Source organism: Acidovorax sp. ACV02 (assembly GCF_014851475.1).
GTDB lineage: Bacteria > Pseudomonadota > Gammaproteobacteria > Burkholderiales > Burkholderiaceae_C > Acidovorax > Acidovorax delafieldii.
Window position 1 is genome coordinate 370,675 of record NZ_JACUZU010000003.1, and the last position, 22,542, is coordinate 393,216.

Genomic DNA, 22,542 nt, shown 5'->3' on the forward strand with positions numbered 1-22,542 from the left:
CGATGTCAAAGTTGGGTGGTCTTGTAGTACTGCTTCACGCGGGCAGACAGGTGGTAGCCACCGCCCTTTTCGGGTGCGACGCGCGCGGGCTCGGACACCACGGCATCGGACGGCGCGACATGGGGGAGTGCCACCACGGCTGCTGCAGCAGCCCCTACGGTGGCGGCGCCGGAAAAGAAGCTCCGGCGGGAGGAATTTGGCTGGCTGTTCTGCATGCTTGTCTCCAGAAAGGCTGGCAGCTATGAAACGGAATTCATACAGTCTATGTCAGTGTGTAAAAACCCGCCATCGGGCTTTACAACTCCCAGTAACACACTCATCTTTTGTAGCGGCATATCGAGGGTTTACGAGCATCTGGAGGGATCAATCCAACATGTCGAAGCCCTGGGTCTCCACCGACACAAAGGCCCGCGTGAAGTGCGCCACAGCCGCATAAAACCGTGCTTGCGGCTGTGCGGCCAAGGCATCGCAGAGCTGAAGAACCCAGGGCTGCAGATGCGTTGAAAAAAATTCACGCTGCGATGTCAGGTTGCAGACAGCTACATCGTCTCCAGCGATCAGGTAGCGCATGACCTCCAGCAGGTAGGCCACATGGTCCTCGGTCTCGGGCATGGTCTCGTCCCGCGCCAGGCCCAGCTGCTGCAGATCGGTACGCAGACGCGCCAGCGGCTTCTCGTTGAGAAACCCGCTGAGGTAGTGCGAGCCATACAAAAACACCTCGGGCTTGCCCACACCACCAAAGAGCCGGTCAAACTCCTGCGCAATGGCAGCATCGCTGAGCGCACGCGACGCCGCCACCAGTTGCTGCCAGGGCTCCTGCAAAAAGCCGCCATCGGCAGGCGCCTCCGTCACTGCCACCCGCAAGGCCGACAGCAGCTCCGGGCTGGGCGCTGCGTAGTACAGCTGCGACAACAAGCCATACAGCTCGGCGCGGGCGGTTTCTTCATCGAGCGCAGAGCTGCCGCCCAGGGGGGTCAAGGTGGATGGAGCGCTCACAGGTCGGTCACTTTCGTCTCGTTTTGTGCGGAATACAGGTCAATCACGCGGCAGTCACTGCACATCTTCAGTCGCTCCAGCGCCTCGCCCTGGAACATGGGGTGGCCCGACAGTTTGCCCAGCATGGCCTCGATGGCTTTCACCGTGCCAAAGGGTTTGCTGCAGCGCACACAGGCCCAGGGCTTGGCCTCGTTGAGCACACGCAGCTGTGCACGCTCGGGCGTGAGCAGCAGGCGCGGCTGCAGGGTGATGGCGTCTTCGGGGCAGGTGGTGGCGCACAGGCCACACTGCACGCAGTTCTTTTCGATGAAGCGCAGCTGCGGCATCTGCGGGTTGTCCTGCAGCGCACTGGCGGGGCAGGCGCTCACGCAGCTCAGGCACAGGGTGCAGCGATCTTTGTTGACTTCAATCGTGCCCAGCGGCGACCCCACGGCAGGCAGAGCAATGGCCGCAGGCCGCTCGTCTACGGGCATCGGGGCCTGCTCGATCAGGTGGTCGAGTGCCATCTCCAGCGTGCTGCGCTTCTCTTGGGCCACCGCAAAGCGTGCAGCCACGGCCGGGGTCTTCTGGCGCGTCTGGCCCAGGGTCTGCAGTGCAGCATCCAGCGCGGTGGGGTGGTTGGCACGCAGCAACTGCACATGGGTGCCGGTGTAGCCCAGGCCGCGCAGGATGGCCTGCGCCACGTCCATTTGCGCCTGCAGGCCTTCGAGGTACTGCGGCGCTTCTTCATCGGTGCTCAACACCACCACCTGCGACGCACCATAGGCCATGGCACTCAGCCACAGGTCCACCCCCGTGCTCGCCGTATGCCACAGCGCCACCGGGATCACGTTGGCAGGCACGCCATGCGCCAGCTTCAGCTGAGCAGCACGGCCCAGTTCTTCCACCAGCGCCTGGCCGCGCTCCTGGCTGTGCAGCAGCAATACCGCATCCTTGCCGCCGGCGGCGGTGTAGGTGGACAGCAGCGTCTTGAGCTTGGTGCCCTGCTCCGTCGCACTGGGGTAGGCATAGGTCAGTGCGCCCGTGGGGCACACGGTGGTGCAGGCGCCACAGCCCACACACAGGTTGGGGTTCACCTTGATTTGCTGGCGGCCCTTATCGCTGCTGATGGCCTCGGCCGAGCAGATGTCCACGCAGGCATTGCAGCCCACGGTTTCGTTGCGGCTGTGGGCGCAGAGCTTTTGTTTGTAGACAAAAAACTTGGGTTTCTCGAACTCGCCCACCAGCTCGCGCAGCTTGAGCAGCGTGTCCAGGTCCCGCCCGTCCCAGCGCAGGTAACCCTGCGGCAGCGCGTGCTGCAGGAAGGTGGGCGTGGCAGTGGATGAACGCAGGTCCAGCACCAGGTCAAAACGCTCGGTCTGCGCCGTGGCATCGCGGGTGAAGTCGATGGCGCCCGCCACCTGGCACACCTTCACGCAGGCACGGTGCGACTGGCAGGCGGCCAGATCGATCTGGTAATCCAGGCCAATGGCGTTTTCAGGACAGGCCGCCACGCAGGCGTTGCAGCGCGTGCACAGGTCCAGGTCGATGGGGTTGTCGGCCGCCCATTGCAGCTCAAACGCACCCAGCCAGCCGGTGAGGCCCGTGATGCGGCCACCCAGCACCGGATAGCGCCGCGCCTGCGCGCCACCGGCATTGCCAGGGCCTTGGGTGAACAGCGTCACATCCAGCACATCCGACACCAGGGCGGCCGCCTGCTCGGCCTGGTCGAGCGGTCCGATGATCAGCAAGCGGCCCGTGCTCTTGTAGGTGACCGTGGGTACGGGCGGAGGGTCGGGCAAACGCGCTGCTGCCAGCAGCGCGGCGATCTTGGGGCTGGCCTTGGCAGCATCGCGGCTCCAGCCCCCGGTTTCGCGGATGTTCACAAACCGGATGGGCGACACCGCGCCTTCGGTCTGCTGGCCCAGGTCGCCAAACAGGCGCTGCTCCTGGGTGCAGGCCACCACCACGTCCTGCCCGGACTGGATGGCCTTTTGGAACGCCCCCGCGTCGCGCCGGCACAGGGTGGAGTGAAGGGTCAGGTCTTCATGCAGTGCCTCGCCCAACGCCTTGGCGTTGAGGGGCATCGTCTGGTTGCAGTCGCAGATGAGCGTCGTGGTCATTGTGGGTATGGCTGGCTGGCGTGACCACCGCATCCTGGGCAGAGCGTGGGGCCACCTCAGGCTCGCTAGAGGGAACGCTAGGAACAGCGTTGCATACCTGGGACTGTGCCACGTCTGGGGGGCTTTGCGCCTCCGCATCATCCCGAGGCTGACTGCCCGGCGGGGATATTGCGGCCGCAGGGGCCGCGTCCGGCGCAGCATCACCTGGCAAACCCTGCGCAGCGGTCGCGGCCTTTTTCTCGTGGTCAAAAAAGCCCAGTGCATGCGCACTGGCCATCTTGCGCAGCATGCCTGCAGGCAGCGGGTCGGGCTGGGTGTAGTCGCCGATGTAGATGTCCAGGCCGTCCATCACATTGAAGTGCGGGTCGGCAAACAGCTTTTTCATGGCCAGATTGCGCACCTCAGGCGACACGGCACGGGCCACAAACGGTTTGAAGTCGGACGCGGGCGTGAGCGCCTCAGCATCCGCCAATGTGGGCGGCGGTGGCACCTCCGGGGCAGGGGCTGCAGGTGCGACGGGCGCAGCCACAGCGGCCACCGGCGCGGGGGTTGCCACCTGGGGGGCGGGCGGCGGCGGGTCCTGCACGGGCTTGCCCGCCAGCACATCCTGCTTGCGCCGCGACCAGCGGCCGAGGAATCCGTCAGCCATGGTCGCCACCTCCTCGCGCGCCTCCCGCATGGCCGCCACCACCACCACCGCCGCCACGCGGCTTGTCGGTGGACACGGACGCGGGGTTGCCAAAGCGGTCCTGCAGCGTGCGAAAGCTCTCGGGCCGCTTGCGGCGCTTGGGCTCGGGCTGGTAATGCTCGGCCACAAAGGCGCGCAGTGCCTCCACCACCTCGGCATCGGCGGGCACTTGCTCCACGGTTTCCTGTGCGTCCAGCCAGCGGCCGGCGTCGTGGTAGCTCAGGCTCACCGCCACCGGGCGGGCCATGGGGACCTCGCCCGCGCCGGTGTCTTCATCCTGGCGCCACATCACAAACCAGCAGGGCGCGGGCGAAGTGAGGTTCAGGTGATAACCCTCGGCGTCGTCGCGGAACAGCTCCACGCGAAAGCCCGGGAACAGCCAGCGCTGCTCGCGCTGGTCCTGGATCAGAGGGCGGGGTTCGGTCCCAAAGGCGGGCTCGTGGATCACCACCTCGGCCAGCGACCACCGCCAGGGCTGCCAGCGGTTGTCGATGTGCTCGCGCCGCATGATCACGGCAACGTCGGTGTAGGGGCGCTCTGTCATGGGCTGCGACTGTACCCCGGAGTAACCCCTTGCCCGCAGCGCGCGGTGCAAAGCCCCACAGCCAGCGTACGGATCACGCGGTGTCAGCCCGGCACGCCAGTGGCCTGCATGACCTCCACCGCCACGGCGCAATATTTGAATTCGGGGATCTTGCCGAACGGGTCCAGCGCCGCGTTGGTGAGCAGATTGGCCGCCGCCTCCACATAGGCAAATGGCATGAACACCGTGCCGCGCGGCGTGCCGTCGTCGCGGCGCACGCGCACCTGCACCATGCCGCGCCGCGAGCGGATGCCCACCAGCGCGCCGGGCGCCACGCCCAGCCGCGCCAGTTCGTCGCCATGCAGCGACGCGGTGGCCATGGGCTCGATCGCGTCCAGCACGGTGCTGCGCCGCGTCATGCTACCGGTGTGCCAGTGCTCCAGCTGGCGACCGGTGATGAGTACCAGGGGGTAGTCGGCATCGGGCTTCTCTGCCGCCGGGATCACGCTGGCGGGCACCAACTGCAGGCGGCCCGTGGGCGTTGGGAATTTTTCGGTGAAGACGATGGGCTGGCCCGGGCCGTCAGGCGTGAGGCAGGGGTAGGTCACACTGGAATCGCGTGCGAGGCGGTCCCAGGTGATGCCCTCGATGCTGGCGTGCATGGCCTGGCGCATTTCGTCGTAGACAGCGGCCACGCCAGACTCCTCGCCTTCGTAGTTCCAGCCAAGCCCCATGCGCGCGGCGATCTGCTGGATGATCCACAGGTCCGGCTGCGCATCGCCCGGCGGATTGAGCGCGCGGCGGCCCATCTGCACCATGCGGTCGGTGTTGCTGGCGGTGCCGGTCTTTTCGGGCCAGGCGCTGGCGGGCAGCACCACGTCGGCCAGCCAGGCGGTCTCGGTCAGGAAGATGTCCTGCACCACCAGGTGCGAGAGGCTGGCCAGTGCGTGGCGCGCGTGGTTCAGGTCGGGGTCGCTCATGGCCGGGTTCTCGCCCATGATGTACATGCCGCGCACCTTGTGCGGGTCGCTGTCAGGCGCCAGGGCCTTGTGCATGATCTCGACCACGGTGTAGCCGGGGGTCTCGTCCAGCGGAGTGCCCCAGAACTGTTCAAACCACGCATGCGCCCCGGCGTTGTCCACGCGCTGGTAGTTGGGGAACATCATGGGAATCAGCCCCGCATCGCTCGCGCCCTGCACATTGTTCTGGCCGCGCAGCGGGTGCAGGCCCGAGCCGGGCTTGCCGATCTGGCCCGTGACGGCGCAGAGCGCGATGAGGCAGCGCGCGTTGTCGGTGCCGTGCACATGCTGGCTCACGCCCATGCCCCAGAGAATCATCGACGCCTTCGCCGTGGCAAACGCCCGCGCCACCTCGCGCAGCGTCTCGGCCGGGATGCCGCACACGGGCGCCATGGCCTCGGGGCTGCAGCCCATCACGTTGGCCTTGAGTGCCTCGAAGTTGTTGGCGCGATCTTTGATAAAGGCCTCATCCACCAGCCCTTCGTCGATCACCGTGTGGATCAGCGCGTTGAGCATGGCCACATCGGTGTCGGCCTTGAACTGTAGGGTGCGCCAGGCGTGGCGGCCGATGTCCGTGATGCGCGGGTCGGCCAGCACGATCTTCGCGCCACGCTGGGCGGCATTCTTCATCCACGTGGCGGCCACGGGGTGGTTGGCCGTGGGGTTGGAGCCGATCACGAAGATCAGCTCGGCATGTTCCACGTCGTGCACCGGGTTGCTCACCGCGCCGGAGCCCACGCCTTCGAGCAGCGCGGCCACGCTGGAGGCGTGGCACAGCCGCGTGCAGTGGTCCACGTTGTTGCTGCCAAAGCCGGTGCGCACCAGCTTCTGGAACAGGTAGGCCTCTTCGTTGCTGCCCTTGGCCGAGCCGAAGCCCGCCAACGCCTTGGGGCCGTGCGTGTCGCGCAGCGACCTGAGCGTGCCGGCGGCCAGGCCCAGCGCCTCGTCCCAGGTCGCTTCGCGGAAGGTGTCGCGCCAGTCGGCACCGTAGGGGCGCACCTCCTTGGGCACACCGGGTTTGCGGATCAGCGGCACCGTCAGGCGGTCGGGGTGGTGGGCGTAGTCGAAACCAAAGCGCCCTTTCACGCACAGGCGGCCGTGGTTGGCCGGGCCGTCGCGGCCTTCGACGCTGATGATCTTTTCATCGCGTACGTTGTAGGTGATGAGGCAGCCCACGCCGCAGAACGGGCAGACCGAATCGACCTTGCGGTCCACCGCCTGCGGGCCGATGTGCGTCTTGGGGCTGAGCGCGCCCGTGGGGCAGGCCTGCACGCATTCGCCGCAGGCCACGCAGGTGCTCTCTGCCATGGGGTCATCCAGGTCGAAGACGATCTTGCTGTCGGCACCGCGCAGCGCGTAGCCGATCACATCGTTCACCTGTTCCTCGCGGCAGGCGCGCACGCAGCGGTTGCACTGGATGCAGGCATCCAGATTCACGGCCATGGCCGGATGGCTCAGATCGGGCGCGGGTTGCTCGCGGCGCAGGGCTTGGAGCGCGGGGCGCACGGTGACGCCCAGGCGGCTGGCCCAAGCACTCAATTCGCCATGCTGACCTACCGCTGGGGCAGTTCTTGAATCCAATGGGCCTGTAGCGCTAGAAGAATATGCTCCACCAGCTATCAATTCAGGAGTATCTGGTTGATCATCATTCCATTGGTAGCCAACATCCGGCATATCGGACAGCAGCATCTCCACCACCATCTGCTGGCTCTTGCGGGCGCGGGGGCTGGCGGCCTGCACCTTCATGCCTTGCGTCGGTGCGCGGCAGCAGCTGGGGGCCAGCGTGCGCTCGCCCGCGATCTCCACCACACAGGCGCGGCAGTTGCCGTCGGGGCGCAGGCCGTCGCTGCAGCACAGGTGCGGAATCTCCACGCCGTGGCGCTGCGCAGCCTTCAGGATGGTTTCGCCAGGATGGGCGGTGACGGGCTGTCCGTCCAGCTCGAAAGCCACGCCGGGCTGCGCTGCGGCAGAAGTCAACACGGCGCTCATGGCTTCACCCCGGTAGGCAGTTGTTCGGTCAGCGGGCTGTTACGCGGCTTGGGCAAATCGCCCGGCCAGGGCCCCTCGCCCACTTCGTGCGCAAAGTATTTGTGGATGCAGCGGATGGGGTTGGGTGCAGCCTGGCCCAGGCCGCAGATAGAGGCGTCGGCCATTACCTGTGCCAGGTCGTCGAGCAGTTCTTCATCCCACTTCGGCGCTTGCATCAGCGTGGCCGCCTTGGCCGTGCCCACACGGCAGGGCGTGCACTGGCCGCAGCTTTCGTGTTCGAAGAAGCGCATCACGTTCAGCGCCGCGTCGCGCGCGCGGTCGTGCTGGCTGAGCACGATGACGGCGGCCGAGCCGATAAAGCAGCCGTAGGGCTGCAACGTGTCGAAGTCCAGGGGAATCTGGTTGAGGCTGGCGGGCAGGATGCCGCCTGAGGCGCCGCCGGGCAGGTAGGCGTACAGCTCATGGCCATCCAGCATGCCGCCGCAGTATTCGTCGATGAGTTCCTGCACCGTGATGCCCGCTGGAGCAAGCTTGACGCCGGGGTGCTTCACCCGGCCGCTCACGCTGAAACTGCGCAGGCCCTTGCGGCCGTGGCGGCCAAAGCTGGCAAACCACTGCGGCCCGCGCTCCACGATGTCGCGCACCCAGTACAGCGTCTCGAAGTTGTGCTCCAGCGTGGGCCGGCCGAACAGCCCCACCTGCGCGATGTAGGGCGGGCGCATGCGGGGTTCGCCACGCTTGCCTTCGATGCTCTCGATCATGGCCGACTCTTCGCCGCAGATGTAGGCGCCCGCGCCGCGCCGCAGTTCGATGTGGGGCAGCGGGCATGGCGGATCGGCACGCAGGTCGTCCAAAGCCCGCTGCAGCAGCGCACGGCAGCCGTGGTATTCGTCTCGCAGGTAGATATAGATGGCCTCGGTGCCCACCACCTGGGCGGCAATGAGCACCCCTTCCAGAAAGCGGTGCGGGTCGCGCTCCAGGTAGGTGCGGTCCTTGAAGGTGCCGGGCTCGCCCTCGTCGATGTTGACGGCCATCACGGCCGTGCCCGCACGCTCCCCCGCTTCGCGTGGTCCGCTGCCCCCCGAGGGGGCCGTCGCCTCGCTTGGGGCGGCCCGGCGCTCGGCGAGCGCGGCCTGCTCGCGCACGATGCGCCACTTGCGCCCGGCCGGAAAGCCTGCGCCCCCCAATCCGCGCAGGCCGGAGTCTTCCATGGCGGCCAGCACGGCCTCGGCGTCCATCTCGCCATTGACCAGCGCAGCGGCGGTCTGGTACCCGCCGTGGGCACGGTAGGTGGCCAGGTCGGTGTGTGCGGGGCTGATTCCATCCGGCTGCGCAGGCACGCTCGCCTCCACACACTCAGCAATATCAAAATTGATAGCACCTTGGGCATATGGATGTAGCGCTACCGCCCGATTGGGCTTTAAATCAACTGCTTCCAGCACCCCACCGACCGTGGCGTGGGGCACCGGGCACTGGTGCACCACCGCCACGGGCGCCTGCTCGCACCGGCCCACGCAGGGCACAGCCAACACCTGCACATCGCCCTGCCCGGCCGCGCGCAGGCGCTCGGGCAGCGCGGCCAGCAGGTCGCGGGCGCCCGCCATGCTGCAGCTCAGGCTGTCGCACACCCGCACCACCAGGCGGGGCGCCTGGGCCTCTTCACCACGCACGATCTCGAAGTGGTGGTAGAAGCTCGCCACCTCGTACACCTCGGCCATCGGCAGGTTCATCTGCTTGGCGAGTGCCACCAGGTGCCGGTCGTGCAGCACGCCAAAGTGGTCGTTCAGGCGGTGCAGGTATTCGATGAGCAGGTCACGCCGAAAGCCCGTGGCCGGGCGCGGGCCCAGCAGTTGCGCCACCTCGGCCATGGCCGCGTCTTCGGGCTGGCGGCCCTTGAGGCGGCTTTTGCGGCGGATGCGTTCGCGCATGTCGTTGACGGACACGGCGGCGACGGTGGGGGCTTCGGGGGCAAGGTGCATGGACCGGGGGCGTGGGGCGTTGATCTGGTTGTATGCAGGCACCTGCATAGGGTGCCCGGGCCGCCGCAGTGTCGGCCACGGGCGCCTGCGGCGTCAAATTGCCGATGCACATGGGTCGATCACAAAAACAAATGAAACGGCCGTTTTTGCAACTGCCCATGAATCACCCGCCGCAACCCGTGCGGTCAGCGCTCAATCGGCGACCAGAAGCCCACTGTGTGCTGCAGCGTGCTGCAGCCAGTCGGGGTCCTGCGCCAGTGCCAGCGCTGCATCGAGGGCGCGGGTGGGCTGCACCTGCCGGTGCGACATGAATCCGATGGGGGTGGTCAGCACCGGGCCCTTGAGCGGCAGGGCCTCCAGCCCCTCATGGCCGCGCACGGCATCGACCAGCGCCCCGGGCAGGACGCTGCACAACTGGCCCGCCACCACGCTCAACGCCAGGGTCAGCACCGAATCGGTTTCCATGGCGGGCATGACCGTGGCGCCTGCCGCGCGGAAGGCGCCATCGACCAGGCTGCGGTTGTGCATCTCCGGGGTGAGCAGGCACAGCGGCAGCGCCGCCGCATCGGCCCAGGCCATGGGTGGGCCGATCTGCAGTCCACGCGCCGGGCCCTGGGGCGGGCGCGCTACGCGGCGCAGCAGAAAGTAGTGCTCGACATACTGCGGCCAGGCCCGCAGCGGGCCGCCGCGTGCGGGCATGCGCTCGGTGTAGCCCAGCGCCAGGTCCAGCGAAATGTTTTCCAGCCCGGCCTCCAGCGCCTGCGAGCTCATCGACAGCGCCACCGGCACGATGCCCGGGTGCCGCGCCTGCAGCTGCGCCGCAAACCGCGCGAGGATGGGCATGGCCGTGGGCACGGCGCCCAGGCGCAGCGTGCCGCGCGGGTGGGCGGCGTCGCCGCTCAAGTCCTGCTGCAGCACCTGGTGCTCGTGCAGCATGCGCTGGGCGGATGCCAGTACACGCTCACCCTCGGGCGTGAAGCCCTCGAAGCTGCGCCCCCGGCGCACCACCACCACACCAAACTCCTTTTCCAGCGCACGCAGCGCGTTGGAGAGCGCCGGCTGCGTGATGTGGCAGGCCTGCGCCGCCCGGCCAAAGTGCCGGTGCTCGTGCAGCGCCACCAGGTAGCGCAGGGACGCGAGCAGGTTCATGGCGCGGTGGGGCGACTCGGGAGGATCAGGTGTTCTTGCTGATCGAGATGGTGGGGAATTTGTTCGAGAAGTCCTTGGCCTGCTGGGCGATCTTCACCGCCACATCGCGCGCCACCTTCTTGTAGATCTTGGCCACGTCCCCGTCCGGGTCGGCCACCACGGTGGGCTTGCCGCTGTCGGCCTGCAGGCGGATGCTCATGTCCAGCGGCAGCGCGCCCAGGTAGTCCATGTGGTATTCGGCCGCCATCTTCTTGCCGCCGTCGGCGCCAAAGATGTGCTCCACATGGCCGCAGTTGCTGCACACATGGGCTGCCATGTTCTCGACGATGCCCAGGATGGGCACACCCACCTTCTCGAACATCTTGATGCCCTTCTTGGCGTCCAGCAGCGCGATGTCCTGCGGTGTGGTCACGATCACGGCGCCGGTCATGGGCACGCGCTGGCTCAGCGTGAGCTGGATGTCGCCAGTGCCGGGCGGCATGTCGATGATGAGGTAGTCGAGGTCTTTCCAGTTGGTCTGGCGCAAGAGCTGCTCCAGCGCCTGGGTGGCCATGGGGCCGCGCCAGATCATGGCTTCGTCCTGGTCCACCAGGAAGCCGATGGACATGACCTGCACGCCGTAGTTTTCGAGCGGCTCCATGGTCTTGCCGTCGTCGCTTTCAGGGCGGCGGTTGATGCCCAGCATCATGGGCTGGCTGGGGCCGTAGATGTCGGCGTCGAGCACGCCCACACTGGCACCTTCGGCAGCCAGGGCCAGGGCCAGGTTGGCGGCCGTGGTGCTCTTGCCCACGCCGCCCTTGCCCGAGGCCACGGCGATGATGTTCTTGACCTGGGGCAAGAGCTGCACGCCGCGCTGCACCGCATGGGCGATGACCTTGGTGGTGATGTTGACCGACACGTTGTCCACGCCCGCCACGCCCTTGGCGGCGGCCACCAGGCTGCGGCGCAGCTCGGGCACCAGGCTCTTGGCGGGGTAGCCCAGTTCCACGTCAAACGCCACGTCGCCACCGGTGATCTGCAGGTTGCGCAGGGCGCGGCTGCTGACAAAATCCTTGCCCGTATGGGGGTCCAGCACGCTGGAAAGTGCGGCCAAAAGGCCCTGTTCGGTGACTGCCATTCAAATAACTCCTGTGGGGCCGGTAGTCTATTCCCAAGCTCCCGCCCCATGCCGCTGAAGGACAATGCGCACCGCATTGCATCGTCGCTCTCTCCAAAAAGGCCTCCCGTGAAATTCAAGATGTCCGAAAACTCCCTGTTTGCCGTCCTGCTGCGCTCGCCGTGGTGGATCAGCTTTGTGGTGGTGGGCCTCATCACGCTGGCGGCCGGGGCGTTGTTGCCCAAGGAGTACTTTGTCGTGGGCGCGCTGGCAGGGTTCCCCATCTTTGTGGTGGGCTGCATCGCAGCCTGGAAGCAGCTGCGCGCGCCCAACCCCGCCAAGGTGGTGGAGATGCTGGAGGCCGTGGGCAGCATGCCCTGGCGCAGCTTCGCCGACACCCTGGCCACCGCCTGGGAACGCGCGGGCTACAGCGTGGAGCGCCTGACCGGCAGCAACGCCACCGGGGCCGACATGCGCCTGAGCCAGGGCGGCAAGACCACGCTGGTCAGCGCCAAGCGCTGGAAGGCCGCTACCCACGGGGTGGAGCCCCTGCGGGAGCTGCACACGGCCATGACCGCTGCCGATGCGTCGGCGGGCGTTTACGTGGCCGCCCTGGGCCAGGTCAGCGAGAACGCCCAGGCGTTTGCCCGGGAGCACGGCATCGTGGTGCTGCAAGGTGACGCGGTGGCGCACCTGCTGCTCAAGCAGCGTTAAGAACCTGTTCACAGTCTTTTTGGAGTTGCACAAGTGCCTTGCCGGGATGGGATGCAAGGCGCGGGGCGCTGCCAATAGCCCGTGCTATTGGCAAGCTTTGCTCCGCCGCAGACCGCCCGGCAAGGCACTTGCCCGAAGGGTTGGAGTGAAATCGGGCGATTGGACGCCCCGGCCGCTTGCATGGGCATGAGCCCATGCGGCGCATCCGAAGCATCCACTCCTCCCGATTGCACTCCAATGTAATCTCCAAAAAGACTGTGAACAGGTTCTAAGACCACCCCCTGTGGGGTGGCCCGCACATGCGGGTTTTCCCACATGAGCTGCGCCCGGGCGCCCCTCCACACTGGGAGCCTTACACCGCCCCACCGTCCATGCCCCCCACAACCCCTACCGCAGCCCCTGGCAACGTAGCTGCCACACCCGCCACGGGCCTGCTGCTGACCGGCGGCGGTGCCCGCGCTGCCTACCAGGTGGGCGTGCTGGAAGCCATTGCCGACCTGCGCCAGGCCTGTGGCGAAGGCGGCGGCCCCAACCCCTTTCCCATCATCACCGGCACCTCGGCGGGGGCCATCAACGCAGCCGCCCTGGCCTGCGGAGCCGACCACTTTGACCGTGCGGTGCGCCGCATTGCACGCGTGTGGCGGCAGTTCCATGCCAGCCAGGTGTATGGCGCCGACTCGCTCAGCGTGATGCGCAGCGGCGCGCGCTGGCTCACGCTGGTGTCGCTGGGCTGGGCGCTGGCACGCTGGCGGCGCATGCGGCCGCGCTCGCTGCTGGACAACTCGCCACTGGAGAAGCTGCTGGTCAAGATGGTGCCCCTGGTGCGCCTGCCCCGGCTGATCCGCAAGGGGCATCTCACCGCGCTCGCCGTGACGGCGTCCAGCTACAGCTCGGGCGAGCACGTCACCTTTTTTGAAGCGGCCACGCCCGTCAAGCCCTGGGTGCGCTCCCAGCGCAAGGCGGCCAGCGACCGCATCACGCACGAGCATCTGCTCGCGTCGTCGGCCATTCCCTTCATCTTTCCAGCCAAGGGCATCGAGGTGGATGAGCACATCGAATACTTCGGCGATGGCTCCATGCGCCAGTCGGCGCCTATTGCTCCGGCCATCCATCTGGGGGCCGAGCGCATCCTGGTGATCGGCGCGGGCCGCATGCACGAGCCCAAGGGCGATGCCGCCGCCAACCCCACGGCCACCTACCCCACGCTGGCGCAGATCGCGGGGCATGCGCTGTCCAACATCTTTCTGGATGCGCTGGCGGTGGACGTGGAGCGCGTGCAGCGCATCAACCAGACCCTGTCGCTGATCCCCGAAGAAAAGCGCCTGCATAGCGCGCTGCGCCCCATAGAGCTGCTGGTGATCGCCCCCTCGCAGCGCCTGGACGCCGTGGCTGCGCGCCATGTGGGCGATCTGCCGGGCCCCGTGCGCACCATGCTGGGCGCCCTGGGGGTCACGTCCAACATGGCCGATGTGCGCGGCGCGGCGCTGGCTAGCTACCTGCTGTTCGAGTCCGGCTACACGCAGGAGCTGATGGCCCTGGGCCGGGCCGACACCCTGGCCATGCGGTCCGAGGTGTGCCAATTTTTTGGATGGACGGATACCGGTGCCGAGGTGCGGACGAAGCACCACGGAGCGGAGGACTGAACCGCTGACCCCCTACGGTTTGGGCAACCAGCCCAGGCCGTGTGCGTGCAGGCTTTGCACGTAAAGCCGGTCGGCCGTCTCGGTGATGGCCGTGGTCTCGGGGTAGGCGCCGCTCGGGTCCTGCAGGTCGGCCACCACCTTGCCATCGTCGGTGAACGCGATCACGTGGCCGTAGGGCTGGGGAATGGGCCAGAGCGCGCGCGGCAGGCGCAGGGTCAGGCTGCGCAGCCAGGGCTTGCCCGCCATGTTGTCGATGGCGGCTCCGCGTGGCTTGGCAAAGCCCAGCCACACCTTGCCGTCCTGCCCGCGCATCAGGTTGTCGGGGTAACCGGGCAGGTTGTCGAGCAGCACGCGGGCCTGGGGGCTGGTCTGGCCAATGTCGAGGTCATTCGCATCCACCGCAATCTTCCACACCCGGTATTTGCCGGTTTCGTTGACGAACAGGCTTTTCTCGTCCTGACTCAGCGCCACGCCGTTGGCAAAGCTGATGCCCCGGGCGACCACGCGTGCGGTGCGGGTGGCGGGGTCGTATTCGATCACCCGGCCCGTGCTGGCCTGCTCCAGGATGTCGAGCACACTGGCCTCAAACGTACCGCCCCAGTCCTTAGGGGCAAACCGGGTGGAGGCATCGCTCAGGTACATCTTTCCGCTTTGGGCCACCACCACGGCGTCGGCATAGCGGATGGGGTCGTTGCCCACCTTGTCGGCCAGCACGGTGACCTTGCCATCGGGCGCAATGGACAGCAGGCCCTTGATGGCATCGGCCGCGATCAGGTGGCCCGCCGCATCGAAGTCGAACCCCAGCACCCGCCCGCCGGTGTTGGCAAACACCTCCTGACCCGAGCCGTCGGGGTTCATGCGCAAAATGTTGCCGCTGAGCACGGTGGTGTAGAGCTTGCCGTCCTTGCCAAAGGCGATGTGCTCGGGGCCCACCTCGTCTTTGAGGTCGATGATGTTCAGCTGGGCCAGACGCTGGTTGGGAGCGTGCACGCCCTGGTAGCCAGGGGCGGCAGGTGCAGTCCAGGCCAACGGCTGAATGGGCACAGGCCACGTTGCCAGATAGGCAGCCACCACCAATATCGCGCCACCCACGCCCCACCCCACCCGTGTTGCCCATGTTCTGGCCATGTGTTGTCTCCTCATGATTATTTGACTGCGGGGCATTGTGGCGCCGTCAGAGGCTGGCGCACAGGCCACGGCTGGCACCTGCGCGACCGGGCCTATCCGGTGCAGCGCCTGCAGCGGTCAAGGACACTGCCGACCGCCTAAAATCACGGGTTCCGCCTGAGAAAGCCGCATTCCATGACGACCTCCGCCCGCAAACTCTTCGTTACCACCGCCCTGCCCTATGCCAACGGCAACTTCCACATCGGCCACATCATGGAATACATCCAGGCCGACATCTGGGTGCGGTACCAGCGCATGCAGGGCCACGCGGTGAACTTTGTGGGGGCCGACGACACCCACGGCGCGCCCATCATGATTGCCGCCGAAAAGGCCGGCAAGACGCCCCAGCAGTTCGTGGCCGACATTGCTGCCGGCCGCAAGCAGTACCTGGACGGTTTTCACATCAGCTTTGACAACTGGCACAGCACCGATGCGCCCGAAAACCACGAGCTGGCCCGCCAGATCTACCGCGACCTGCGCGACCGCGCCGACGGTGGTCTGATCGAGGTGCGCACCATCGAGCAGTTCTTTGACCCCGAGAAGAACATGTTCCTGCCCGACCGTTACATCAAGGGCGAATGCCCCAAGTGCCACGCCAAGGACCAGTACGGCGACAACTGCGAGGTGTGCGGCACGGTGTACGCGCCCACCGACCTCATCAACCCCTTCTCAGCCCTGTCGGGTGCCAAGCCCGAGCTCAAGAATTCGGAGCACTTCTTCTTCAAGCTGTCGGACCCACGCTGCGTGGAGTTTCTGGAGAACTGGACGCAGGACGGCAAGCTGCAGCCCGAGGTGGCCAACAAGATCAAGGAGTGGTTCACCGTCCGCACCAACCCCGACGGCACCACCAGCGAAGGCCTGGGCGACTGGGACATCAGCCGTGACGCGCCCTACTTCGGCATCGAGATCCCCGACGCGCCCGGTAAATACTTCTACGTGTGGCTGGACGCGCCCGTGGGCTACCTCGCGTCGCTGAAGAACCTGCTGGAAAAGCGCGGCGAAAGCTACGACGCCTACATGGCCGACCCGGCCATGGAGCAGTACCACTTCATCGGCAAGGACATCGTCACCTTCCATACGCTGTTCTGGCCCGCCATGCTGCACTTCAGCGGCCGCAAGACGCCCAACAACGTGTTTGTGCACGGCTTTTTGACCGTGAACAACGGCGAGAAGATGAGCAAGAGCCGGGGCACGGGCCTGGACCCGCTGAAGTACCTGAGCCTGAACATGAATGCGGAATGGCTGCGCTACTACCTGGCGGCCAAACTGAGCGCACGCAACGAAGACATCGACTTCAATGCCGAAGACTTCATGCTGCGTGTGAACAGCGATTTGATCGGCAAGTACGTGAACATTGCCAGCCGGGCGGCGGGCTTCTTGACCAAGCGCTTTGACGGCAAGCTGACCGACCAATTTGGCACCACGGGCGCGGCCCTGCTGGCCGAGGTGCGCGGTGCCAGCGACGCCATCGCGCAGATGTACGAAACGCGGGAATACAGCAAGGCCACGCGCGAGATCATGCTGCTGGCCGACAAGGTCAACGCCTATGTGGACCAGAACAAGCCCTGGGATCTGGCCAAGGACGCTGCCAACAACGAGGCCCTGCACCAGGTGTGCTCGGTGCTGGTCAACGCCTTTGCCACGCTCACCCGCTACCTGGCCCCCGTCCTGCCGGGTCTGGCCCAGGCGGTGCAAGGCTTTGTTGGCGTGAACATGCAGCAGTGGAACGCAGCGGGCGACGTGCAGGCCATCCAGCCCTACCAGCACCTGATGCAGCGCGTCACCCCCGAACAACTCGAAGCCTTGTTTGAGCCACCGGCGCAGGCAGAACAAGCGCCAGCAGCTACAGAAACCGTAGCAGCCAACTCCCACCCTGGCGGCGAAGAACTCGCCCCCACCATCACCATCGACGACTTCACCAAGATCGACCTGCGCATTGCGCTGATCGTGAACTGTGAGCCGGTCGAAGGCTCCACCAAGCTGCTGCGCCTGACGCTGGACGTGGGCGAAGGCCGCACGCGCAACGTGTTCAGCGGCATTGCCAGCGCTTACAAGCCCGAAGACCTGGTGGGCAAGCACACCGTGATGGTGGCCAACCTGGCCCCGCGCAAGATGAAGTTTGGCGTGAGCGAAGGCATGGTGCTGGCCGCCAGCCATGGTGACGAAAAGGCCAACCCCGGCATCTACGTGCTCAACCCCTGGCCGGGCGCCACGCCCGGCATGCGGGTGCGGTAAGGCGTGCAACGCTCATAGACAAAGCAATCGACAAGGATACCGAGGGGTGCTGAGCCCCTCGCCATTCGCTGATAGCGGAAGGGGCGGCATGTTGACTGCCTCCCATCATCCAGTTTTCAGTACAGGTACACCGCGCCCGCGTTGGTGCTGCTTTCGTCCGACTGATTGCCGCCAACGCCAGTCGATCCACTGTCTTCAGTGGATGCCCCCACGGCCAGGGTAGTGCCGTCACCCGATATCGCCACACGGCCACCGAACCGGTCCCCAGTGCCCGTATTGGGTGCCTTCAGGTAGGCTTGTTGCGCCCAGGTGCCCGCGCTGCGGCGGAACACCAGCACAGCGCCCGCATCCGCAGCGGCGGTGTTGGCCTGGTCGCCATTGAATCCGCGCGCATTGCTGTCGTCCCGGTACGACGGCACCACCAGCGTGTCGCCGTCGCCGGACATGGCCAGGTTGTTGCCGAAACGATGGGGGGTGCGGGTGTTGGAGGCTTTCAAATACGCCTGTGACTGCCAGACGCCACCTGCGCGAATGAACACAAACACCGCGCCAGAGTTGAGTGCCAGAGTGTTGCGCGGTGGCGGCACGACGAAGGTGCCTGTGTAGTTGCTGCTGTCTCCATCCATGCCAACCGCCAGCGTGTTGCCGTCGCCTGACAGGATGACCGACACACCGAAGCGGTCCTGCGCTTGGGGACTGGGGGCCTTCAGATAGGCCTGCTGCGACCATGCCCCCGCATTGCGCTGGAACACATAAGCCGCACCGGCATTGGTCAAGGTGTCGTCCGCAGGATCACTCGCCAAAGCGCTGCGCTCAAAGAACGCACCCACCGCCAGGGTGTCGCCCGCGCCAGACAGGCTGAGGTAGATGCCGAAGAAATCTCCCACGCCTGCGTTGGATGCCTTGAGGTAGCTCTGCTGTGCCCAGCTGGTGCCCGTGCGGGCAAAGACGTAGGCGGCCCCGGACGCAGCATAGGCTGCATTGCCGTGTGTTCCGGTCAGGTCACCATCCTCGTTATAGGCCCCGACCGCCAGGGTGTTGCCGTCGTTCGAGAGGGCTACGAATGAACCGAAAAGATCGTCGGCATCCGCGTTGCTCGCCTTGATGAATGCCTGCTGCGACCAGACGGCGCCCGTGCGGGAATAGACATAGACGGCGCCGGAGTTGCTGGCCAGGTTGTTGGTGGCGGGCATGGTCGCAAACGTGCCCTTCTGGTCGCCGCTCTCGCCATCCGCGCCGATGGCCAGCGTGTTGCCGTCGGCAGACAGCGCCAAGGCATTGCCAAAATAATCGTTGGCCTCGCCGTTGGGGGCGGCAATGCGCGCCTGCTGCGACCACGTGGCGCCACTCTTCGTGAAGACGTACACCGCGCCGGTGTTGCCTCCCTCTCCATACGCCCCCACGGCCAAGGTGGTGCCGTTGCTGGACAAGGCCACACGGTTGCCAAAGCGGCCTTCGGCGGTGGTCGCCGACGCCTTGAAGTACCCAATGGCGCGCACCATGTCGGCCGCCACAGAAGTCGACGGGGCGCTGCAACCACCTGCATTGCAGGCCTGCACGGTGTAGGTGGCATTCAGCCGCAGGTGCAGCAGCACCGGTACTGCATAGGTCAGCCCTGTGGTGGCTGTGGACCCGATCTGCACGGGTGTCAGCGGGCCTGCGCCATCCGGGTCCTCGTACACCGTGTAGCTGGTTGCACCCGGCGCCGAAGTCCACGAAAAGATCAGCGCCTTCGTCCCGTAGCCAATGCCCAGGCCACCCGGCGCCGGAGGAGCTGGCGGCGGAGGGGGCGGTGGCGGAGGCGGGGTATAGATCGTGCTGCAAAGCACCCTCACCTGGGTGACCGGCGCCACGGCGACTCCAGTGCCAGCTTCGACCGTACAGGCCTGATCCACAGGCTGCGCATACACCGTGACCGCATAGGCGCTACCGTGAGGCACCGGCGATTCAAACCGGAAAGCGCCGTTGTCAGTCAGCAGCAAATCTGCAGCGCCATTCAGCCGCAGCCTCAGCCCCCCCACCAGGCCCGTGACGGTCCCACCCACCACATAGGTGTTGGTGGTGCAGGCCACCAGGATGTTGGTGACCGGGCCCGTCACCACACCCGAGCCGTTTTCCACCACGCAGGTCTGCCCCACCGGCTGGGTGCGCACAACAATGTTGTAAGCCTGCCCCTGCGCAACGTTGGTGACGTAACTGCCGCTGGCCGTGATGCTCACTTCCGCACCCGTTCCGTTGGCGAGTACCAGCGTTCCCGTCAGCCCCGTCACCGTGCCCCCCACCGGATGCTGCACCACGGCGGGCGGTGGTGGGGGAGGCGGTGGCTCGGCAGAGTCCCCACCACCGCCGCCGCAAGCTGCCAGGGCGCCTGCCATGACCAGAGGCAACGCCCATGCCGCACCGGCAAGCCTCGCACGCAGGGCCTCGGCCATGGCAGAAAAATTTCGATACATCAAGGGTTCTCCGGGTCTGTGAACTGCATGGACACTCCAACCCCTCGGGAGGCACGAATAGGTCCGGCTCCCTCGTGCGGGTGCAGGCGGGGTGCCTGGAACTCTAGGGCGGGAGAACGCGCAAGCGCACCCCACTGAAGCAGGGTTGACGCAGAGAATGGAATGGCCCCGTAGCGTTTGGCGGGACTCAGAACCCCGGGGTCTTGTTCAACCGACGAGACTGTCAGCCACCGCGCTGGCGGCTGTCTCGCTCAATGGCCCACGTAGCGCCCTGGCCGGTGGCTGATCCACAGAAACCCGCTCATCACCAGCACCGCCAGCACCGAATACGCCACACGGTCTACCGGCACCACCCACAGTGCGAGCAGCACGACGGTGCCATCGATCATCATCTGCACCTTGCCCGCACGCATGCCGTAGCGGCCTTGCAGGTACAGCGACACCACGGTGGCCCCGCCCAGGCTGGAGCGGTGGCGTGCCAGGAACAGGCAGCCCGTGCCCAGCAGCAACCCGCCCAGCAACGAGGCGAACAGCGGGTTCAGGTAGTCCACATGCATCACGTGCGGGAACAGCTCGGTCAGCAACGACAGCAGGCCCACGCAGACAAAGGTCTTGATCGTGAACTCGCGCCCCATGCGCGTCCAGGCAAACCAGTAGAACGGCAGGTTGACCACAAAGAACAGCTTGCCGAACGAGATGCCGGTGACGTAGTGCAGCAAGAACGCCGCGCCCGCCGTGCCGCCCACCAGCAGCCCCGCCTGGTTGAACAGCATGAGCGCCATGGCCACGAACAGGGTGCCCGCAAACAGGGCCTGGGCGTCTTCAAAGGTGCCATGGCGCAGGGCGGATAGCGGCGGTGCAGCGTCGTGGGCGGGGGGCTGGGTATCGGGCATGGGCGTTCAGCGTTGGGGTGCGTGGCAAAGGCGCGGGGGCTTTCCGCCGGTGGAGTGCTGGGCACTTGGGGACAGTCCGGCGCGCGTCCAGCGTTCAATCTGCAAGATGAGAAGCAAGCAACGCGCCAGTGTGCGCAGGTGTGCGCAGGCGCCGCTACTTGCCGCCCTTGAACTCGGGCGCCTCCGTGTCCGCACCCTTCTGCGTGCGCAGCACGAACTGGTCGGGCCCATAGACCACCGTGAAGACCTTGGACTGGTTGGGTGCCTCCAGGTAGCGCCAGTCGGCCCAGGTCTCCTTTTTCAGCTCGTAGGGCGTGACTTTGGCGGGCTTGCCCAGCAGGCGGCGCACCTCGTCCATGCGCATGCCGGGCGACACACGCGCAAAGGTCTCGGGCGTCAGCACCTGGCGCAGCGCGGTCATGCGGCCGTCGGGGCCGATGGTGATCATGTAGTTGACCTGGCCGGCAGGCTGGCGGTTGTACTCGAAGGTGCGCGCGCCACCGGGCTCGTTCCACACGTTCTCGGGGGCGCCGAAGCGGTCGCGCACGTCGGCTTCGGTCGAAACGCCCTCCTTGAGTTCGCTGATGCGTTGCGGATCGCAGGCGGCAAGCACCAGCAGGGAAAAAGTGGCAGCCGCCAGGGCGGCCGAGCGATATATCAAGCGCATAAATTCGTCCCGGTAAAATCTTGGACCTTCGGTGCATCACTGTGCCTGACGCGTTCCAAGAAAGAGTTCACAGTCCATGTCTATTTTCCGCCGCCCCGACTACCAATCCGACGCCACCCAGTTCATCAACCAGCTCAAGGCGAGCCGTCCCGAACTGGACCAGCAGCAACAAGCCGGCCGTGCCCTGCTGTGGGACAAGCAGGTGGACCGCAAGATCTGGGGCGAGTACCGCGACGCCCAGGTGGCCCAGAAGCCCTACGTGTACCAGACCAACGCCGATTGAGCATCTTTTGAGCCGCAAGCGCAGGTATTTATTGCGCTGATAGCTCCTGATTCAATAGCAAACCATGACCACTGCGAACGCAGCCGAAGCGGCAGACTCGCCCGGCGCGCCCTCGCTGGACGCGGCGGGCATGCCCGTGGTGGTGGACCAGGTGGCCTTGGCCCGCCTGTACGGCGAACCGCTGTTTGCGCTGCCGCAGGACCTGTACATCCCGCCCGACGCGCTCGAAGTCTTCCTCGAAGCCTTTGAAGGCCCGCTGGATTTGCTGCTGTACCTGATCCGCAAGCAGAATTTCAACATCCTCGACATCCCCATGGTGGGGGTGACCAAGCAGTACTTGGCGTATGTGGACGAGATCCGCAGCCGCAACCTGGAACTGGCGGCCGAGTATTTGCTGATGGCTGCCATGCTGATCGAGATCAAGTCACGCATGCTGCTGCCGCCCAAGAAGCAGGCAGAAGGCGAAGAACCCGAAGACCCACGCGCCGAGCTGGTGCGCCGCCTGCTCGAATACGAACAGATGAAGATGGCTGCCGCCCGCCTGGGGCAGATGCCGCAATATGGCCGCGACTTCCTGAAAGCCCAGGTCTACATCGAGCAAAGCCTGCAGCCGCGTTTTCCCGACGTGCATGTGGTGGAGCTGCAGGAGGCCTGGCGCGACATCCTGAAGCGCGCCAAGCTGGTACAGCACCACCGGATCACGCGCGAGGAACTGAGCGTGCGCGAATACATGAGCATGGTGCTCAAGACCCTGCAGGGCCGGCGTTTTGTGGAGTTTGAAGAACTCTTCGAGCCCGAAAAAGGCAGCACCGTGCTGGTGGTGACCTTCATTGCGCTGCTGGAGCTGGCCAAAGAGACGCTGATCGAGATCACGCAGGCCGAAGCGTTTGCGCCCATCTACGTGCGCCTGGCCTACACGCCGGCCTAGGGCCGCCTTCCACTGTTC

General features: G+C 66.2%; 18 protein-coding genes. 5 read left to right on the plus strand and 13 right to left on the minus strand.

What is annotated here, in order from left to right; translation table 11 throughout:
• Positions 1-5: 5 nt before the first annotated feature.
• The 9 genes from IB236_RS09040 to apbC all read right to left on the minus strand — a co-directional run bounded on the left by IB236_RS09040 (position 6) and on the right by apbC (position 11,562).
• Positions 6-215: a hypothetical protein gene (locus IB236_RS09040; RefSeq protein WP_056058615.1), complete on the minus strand. Its 210-nt coding sequence runs from the start codon at positions 213-215 to the stop codon at positions 6-8.
• Between the two features lie 148 nt (positions 216-363).
• Positions 364-996, minus strand: a complete 633-nt coding sequence (locus IB236_RS09045) for a molecular chaperone TorD family protein (RefSeq protein WP_192420211.1) — start codon at positions 994-996, stop codon at positions 364-366.
• A complete protein-coding gene (locus IB236_RS09050; RefSeq protein ID WP_192420593.1) occupies positions 993-3,062 on the minus strand; it encodes a 4Fe-4S binding protein in 2,070 nt (689 codons plus the stop codon). The genes IB236_RS09045 and IB236_RS09050 overlap by 4 nt, the downstream gene beginning before the upstream one ends.
• Positions 3,022-3,747, minus strand: coding sequence for a DUF3306 domain-containing protein (locus IB236_RS09055; RefSeq protein WP_146871776.1), 726 nt, complete (start codon positions 3,745-3,747; stop codon positions 3,022-3,024). Before IB236_RS09055 ends, IB236_RS09050 begins: the two co-directional genes overlap by 41 nt.
• Entirely contained in the window at positions 3,740-4,330 is a 591-nt protein-coding gene (locus tag IB236_RS09060; protein WP_192420213.1) for a DUF3305 domain-containing protein, read from the minus strand. Before IB236_RS09060 ends, IB236_RS09055 begins: the two co-directional genes overlap by 8 nt.
• An 83-nt stretch (positions 4,331-4,413) precedes the next feature.
• The gene (gene fdhF / locus IB236_RS09065) at positions 4,414-7,317 is read right to left on the minus strand and encodes a formate dehydrogenase subunit alpha (protein ID WP_192420215.1); all 2,904 of its coding nucleotides are present in this window, start codon (positions 7,315-7,317) and stop codon (positions 4,414-4,416) included.
• Positions 7,314-9,296, minus strand: a complete 1,983-nt coding sequence (locus IB236_RS09070) for an NAD(P)H-dependent oxidoreductase subunit E (protein WP_192420217.1) — start codon at positions 9,294-9,296, stop codon at positions 7,314-7,316. Before IB236_RS09070 ends, fdhF begins: the two co-directional genes overlap by 4 nt.
• Before the next feature lie 192 nt (positions 9,297-9,488).
• On the minus strand, positions 9,489-10,445 hold the full coding sequence (locus tag IB236_RS09075; RefSeq protein ID WP_056746767.1) for a LysR substrate-binding domain-containing protein: 957 nt from the start codon (positions 10,443-10,445) through the stop codon (positions 9,489-9,491).
• Between the two features lie 25 nt (positions 10,446-10,470).
• Entirely contained in the window at positions 10,471-11,562 is a 1,092-nt protein-coding gene (apbC, locus tag IB236_RS09080; RefSeq protein WP_056746768.1) for an iron-sulfur cluster carrier protein ApbC, read from the minus strand.
• A gap of 120 nt (positions 11,563-11,682) precedes the next feature.
• On the opposite strand from apbC, the gene IB236_RS09085 reads away from it, so the two are divergent.
• Together IB236_RS09085 and IB236_RS09090 are read left to right on the plus strand one after the other, a co-directional pair.
• Entirely contained in the window at positions 11,683-12,255 is a 573-nt protein-coding gene (locus tag IB236_RS09085) for a restriction endonuclease (RefSeq protein ID WP_192420219.1), read from the plus strand.
• Positions 12,256-12,626: 371 nt separating this feature from the next.
• Entirely contained in the window at positions 12,627-13,898 is a 1,272-nt protein-coding gene (locus IB236_RS09090) for a patatin-like phospholipase family protein (protein WP_056746769.1), read from the plus strand.
• 12 nt (positions 13,899-13,910) lie between these two features.
• Here the strand turns inward: IB236_RS09090 and IB236_RS09095 are convergent, their stop codons facing one another.
• The gene (locus IB236_RS09095; protein WP_056746770.1) at positions 13,911-15,026 is read right to left on the minus strand and encodes an SMP-30/gluconolactonase/LRE family protein; all 1,116 of its coding nucleotides are present in this window, start codon (positions 15,024-15,026) and stop codon (positions 13,911-13,913) included.
• 174 nt (positions 15,027-15,200) lie between these two features.
• Between IB236_RS09095 and metG the strand changes: the two genes are divergently transcribed.
• Positions 15,201-17,300, plus strand: coding sequence for a methionine--tRNA ligase (gene metG / locus IB236_RS09100; RefSeq protein WP_192420225.1), 2,100 nt, complete (start codon positions 15,201-15,203; stop codon positions 17,298-17,300).
• A 116-nt stretch (positions 17,301-17,416) separates the two neighbouring features.
• On the opposite strand, the gene IB236_RS09105 is transcribed toward metG, so the two are convergent.
• The 3 genes from IB236_RS09105 to IB236_RS09115 form a co-directional block, all read right to left on the minus strand.
• Entirely contained in the window at positions 17,417-19,753 is a 2,337-nt protein-coding gene (locus IB236_RS09105; protein WP_192420227.1) for an integrin, read from the minus strand.
• A gap of 251 nt (positions 19,754-20,004) precedes the next feature.
• Complete coding sequence (locus IB236_RS09110) at positions 20,005-20,646, minus strand: YitT family protein (RefSeq protein ID WP_056058586.1); 642 nt, start codon at positions 20,644-20,646, stop codon at positions 20,005-20,007.
• 154 nt (positions 20,647-20,800) lie between these two features.
• Positions 20,801-21,313, minus strand: coding sequence for a hypothetical protein (locus IB236_RS09115; RefSeq protein ID WP_056746773.1), 513 nt, complete (start codon positions 21,311-21,313; stop codon positions 20,801-20,803).
• A gap of 76 nt (positions 21,314-21,389) precedes the next feature.
• Between IB236_RS09115 and IB236_RS09120 the strand changes: the two genes are divergently transcribed.
• Both IB236_RS09120 and IB236_RS09125 read left to right on the plus strand, forming a co-directional pair.
• The gene (locus IB236_RS09120; RefSeq protein WP_056058580.1) at positions 21,390-21,596 is read left to right on the plus strand and encodes a DUF3460 family protein; all 207 of its coding nucleotides are present in this window, start codon (positions 21,390-21,392) and stop codon (positions 21,594-21,596) included.
• Positions 21,597-21,660: 64 nt separating this feature from the next.
• Positions 21,661-22,524, plus strand: coding sequence for a ScpA family protein (locus tag IB236_RS09125; RefSeq protein ID WP_056058577.1), 864 nt, complete (start codon positions 21,661-21,663; stop codon positions 22,522-22,524).
• Positions 22,525-22,542: the final 18 nt, after the last annotated feature.

Excerpts from the sequence above, each read along its gene's own strand:
- IB236_RS09040 (WP_056058615.1), bottom strand. The coding sequence starts at position 215 with ATGCAGAACAGCCAGCCAAATTCCTCCCGCCGGAGCTTCTTTTCCGGC.
- IB236_RS09050 (WP_192420593.1), bottom strand. The coding sequence starts at position 3,062 with ATGCCCCTCAACGCCAAGGCGTTGGGCGAGGCACTGCATGAAGACCTG.
- IB236_RS09055 (WP_146871776.1), bottom strand. The coding sequence starts at position 3,747 with ATGGCTGACGGATTCCTCGGCCGCTGGTCGCGGCGCAAGCAGGATGTG.
- IB236_RS09060 (WP_192420213.1), bottom strand. The coding sequence starts at position 4,330 with ATGACAGAGCGCCCCTACACCGACGTTGCCGTGATCATGCGGCGCGAG.
- fdhF (WP_192420215.1), bottom strand. The coding sequence starts at position 7,317 with ATGAGCGCCGTGTTGACTTCTGCCGCAGCGCAGCCCGGCGTGGCTTTC.
- IB236_RS09070 (WP_192420217.1), bottom strand. The coding sequence starts at position 9,296 with ATGCACCTTGCCCCCGAAGCCCCCACCGTCGCCGCCGTGTCCGTCAAC.
- IB236_RS09075 (WP_056746767.1), bottom strand. The coding sequence starts at position 10,445 with ATGAACCTGCTCGCGTCCCTGCGCTACCTGGTGGCGCTGCACGAGCAC.
- apbC (WP_056746768.1), bottom strand. The coding sequence starts at position 11,562 with ATGGCAGTCACCGAACAGGGCCTTTTGGCCGCACTTTCCAGCGTGCTG.
- IB236_RS09085 (WP_192420219.1), top strand. The coding sequence starts at position 11,683 with ATGTCCGAAAACTCCCTGTTTGCCGTCCTGCTGCGCTCGCCGTGGTGG.
- IB236_RS09090 (WP_056746769.1), top strand. The coding sequence starts at position 12,627 with ATGCCCCCCACAACCCCTACCGCAGCCCCTGGCAACGTAGCTGCCACA.
- IB236_RS09095 (WP_056746770.1), bottom strand. The coding sequence starts at position 15,026 with ATGGCCAGAACATGGGCAACACGGGTGGGGTGGGGCGTGGGTGGCGCG.
- metG (WP_192420225.1), top strand. The coding sequence starts at position 15,201 with ATGACGACCTCCGCCCGCAAACTCTTCGTTACCACCGCCCTGCCCTAT.
- IB236_RS09105 (WP_192420227.1), bottom strand. The coding sequence starts at position 19,753 with ATGTATCGAAATTTTTCTGCCATGGCCGAGGCCCTGCGTGCGAGGCTT.
- IB236_RS09110 (WP_056058586.1), bottom strand. The coding sequence starts at position 20,646 with ATGCCCGATACCCAGCCCCCCGCCCACGACGCTGCACCGCCGCTATCC.
- IB236_RS09115 (WP_056746773.1), bottom strand. The coding sequence starts at position 21,313 with ATGCGCTTGATATATCGCTCGGCCGCCCTGGCGGCTGCCACTTTTTCC.
- IB236_RS09120 (WP_056058580.1), top strand. The coding sequence starts at position 21,390 with ATGTCTATTTTCCGCCGCCCCGACTACCAATCCGACGCCACCCAGTTC.
- IB236_RS09125 (WP_056058577.1), top strand. The coding sequence starts at position 21,661 with ATGACCACTGCGAACGCAGCCGAAGCGGCAGACTCGCCCGGCGCGCCC.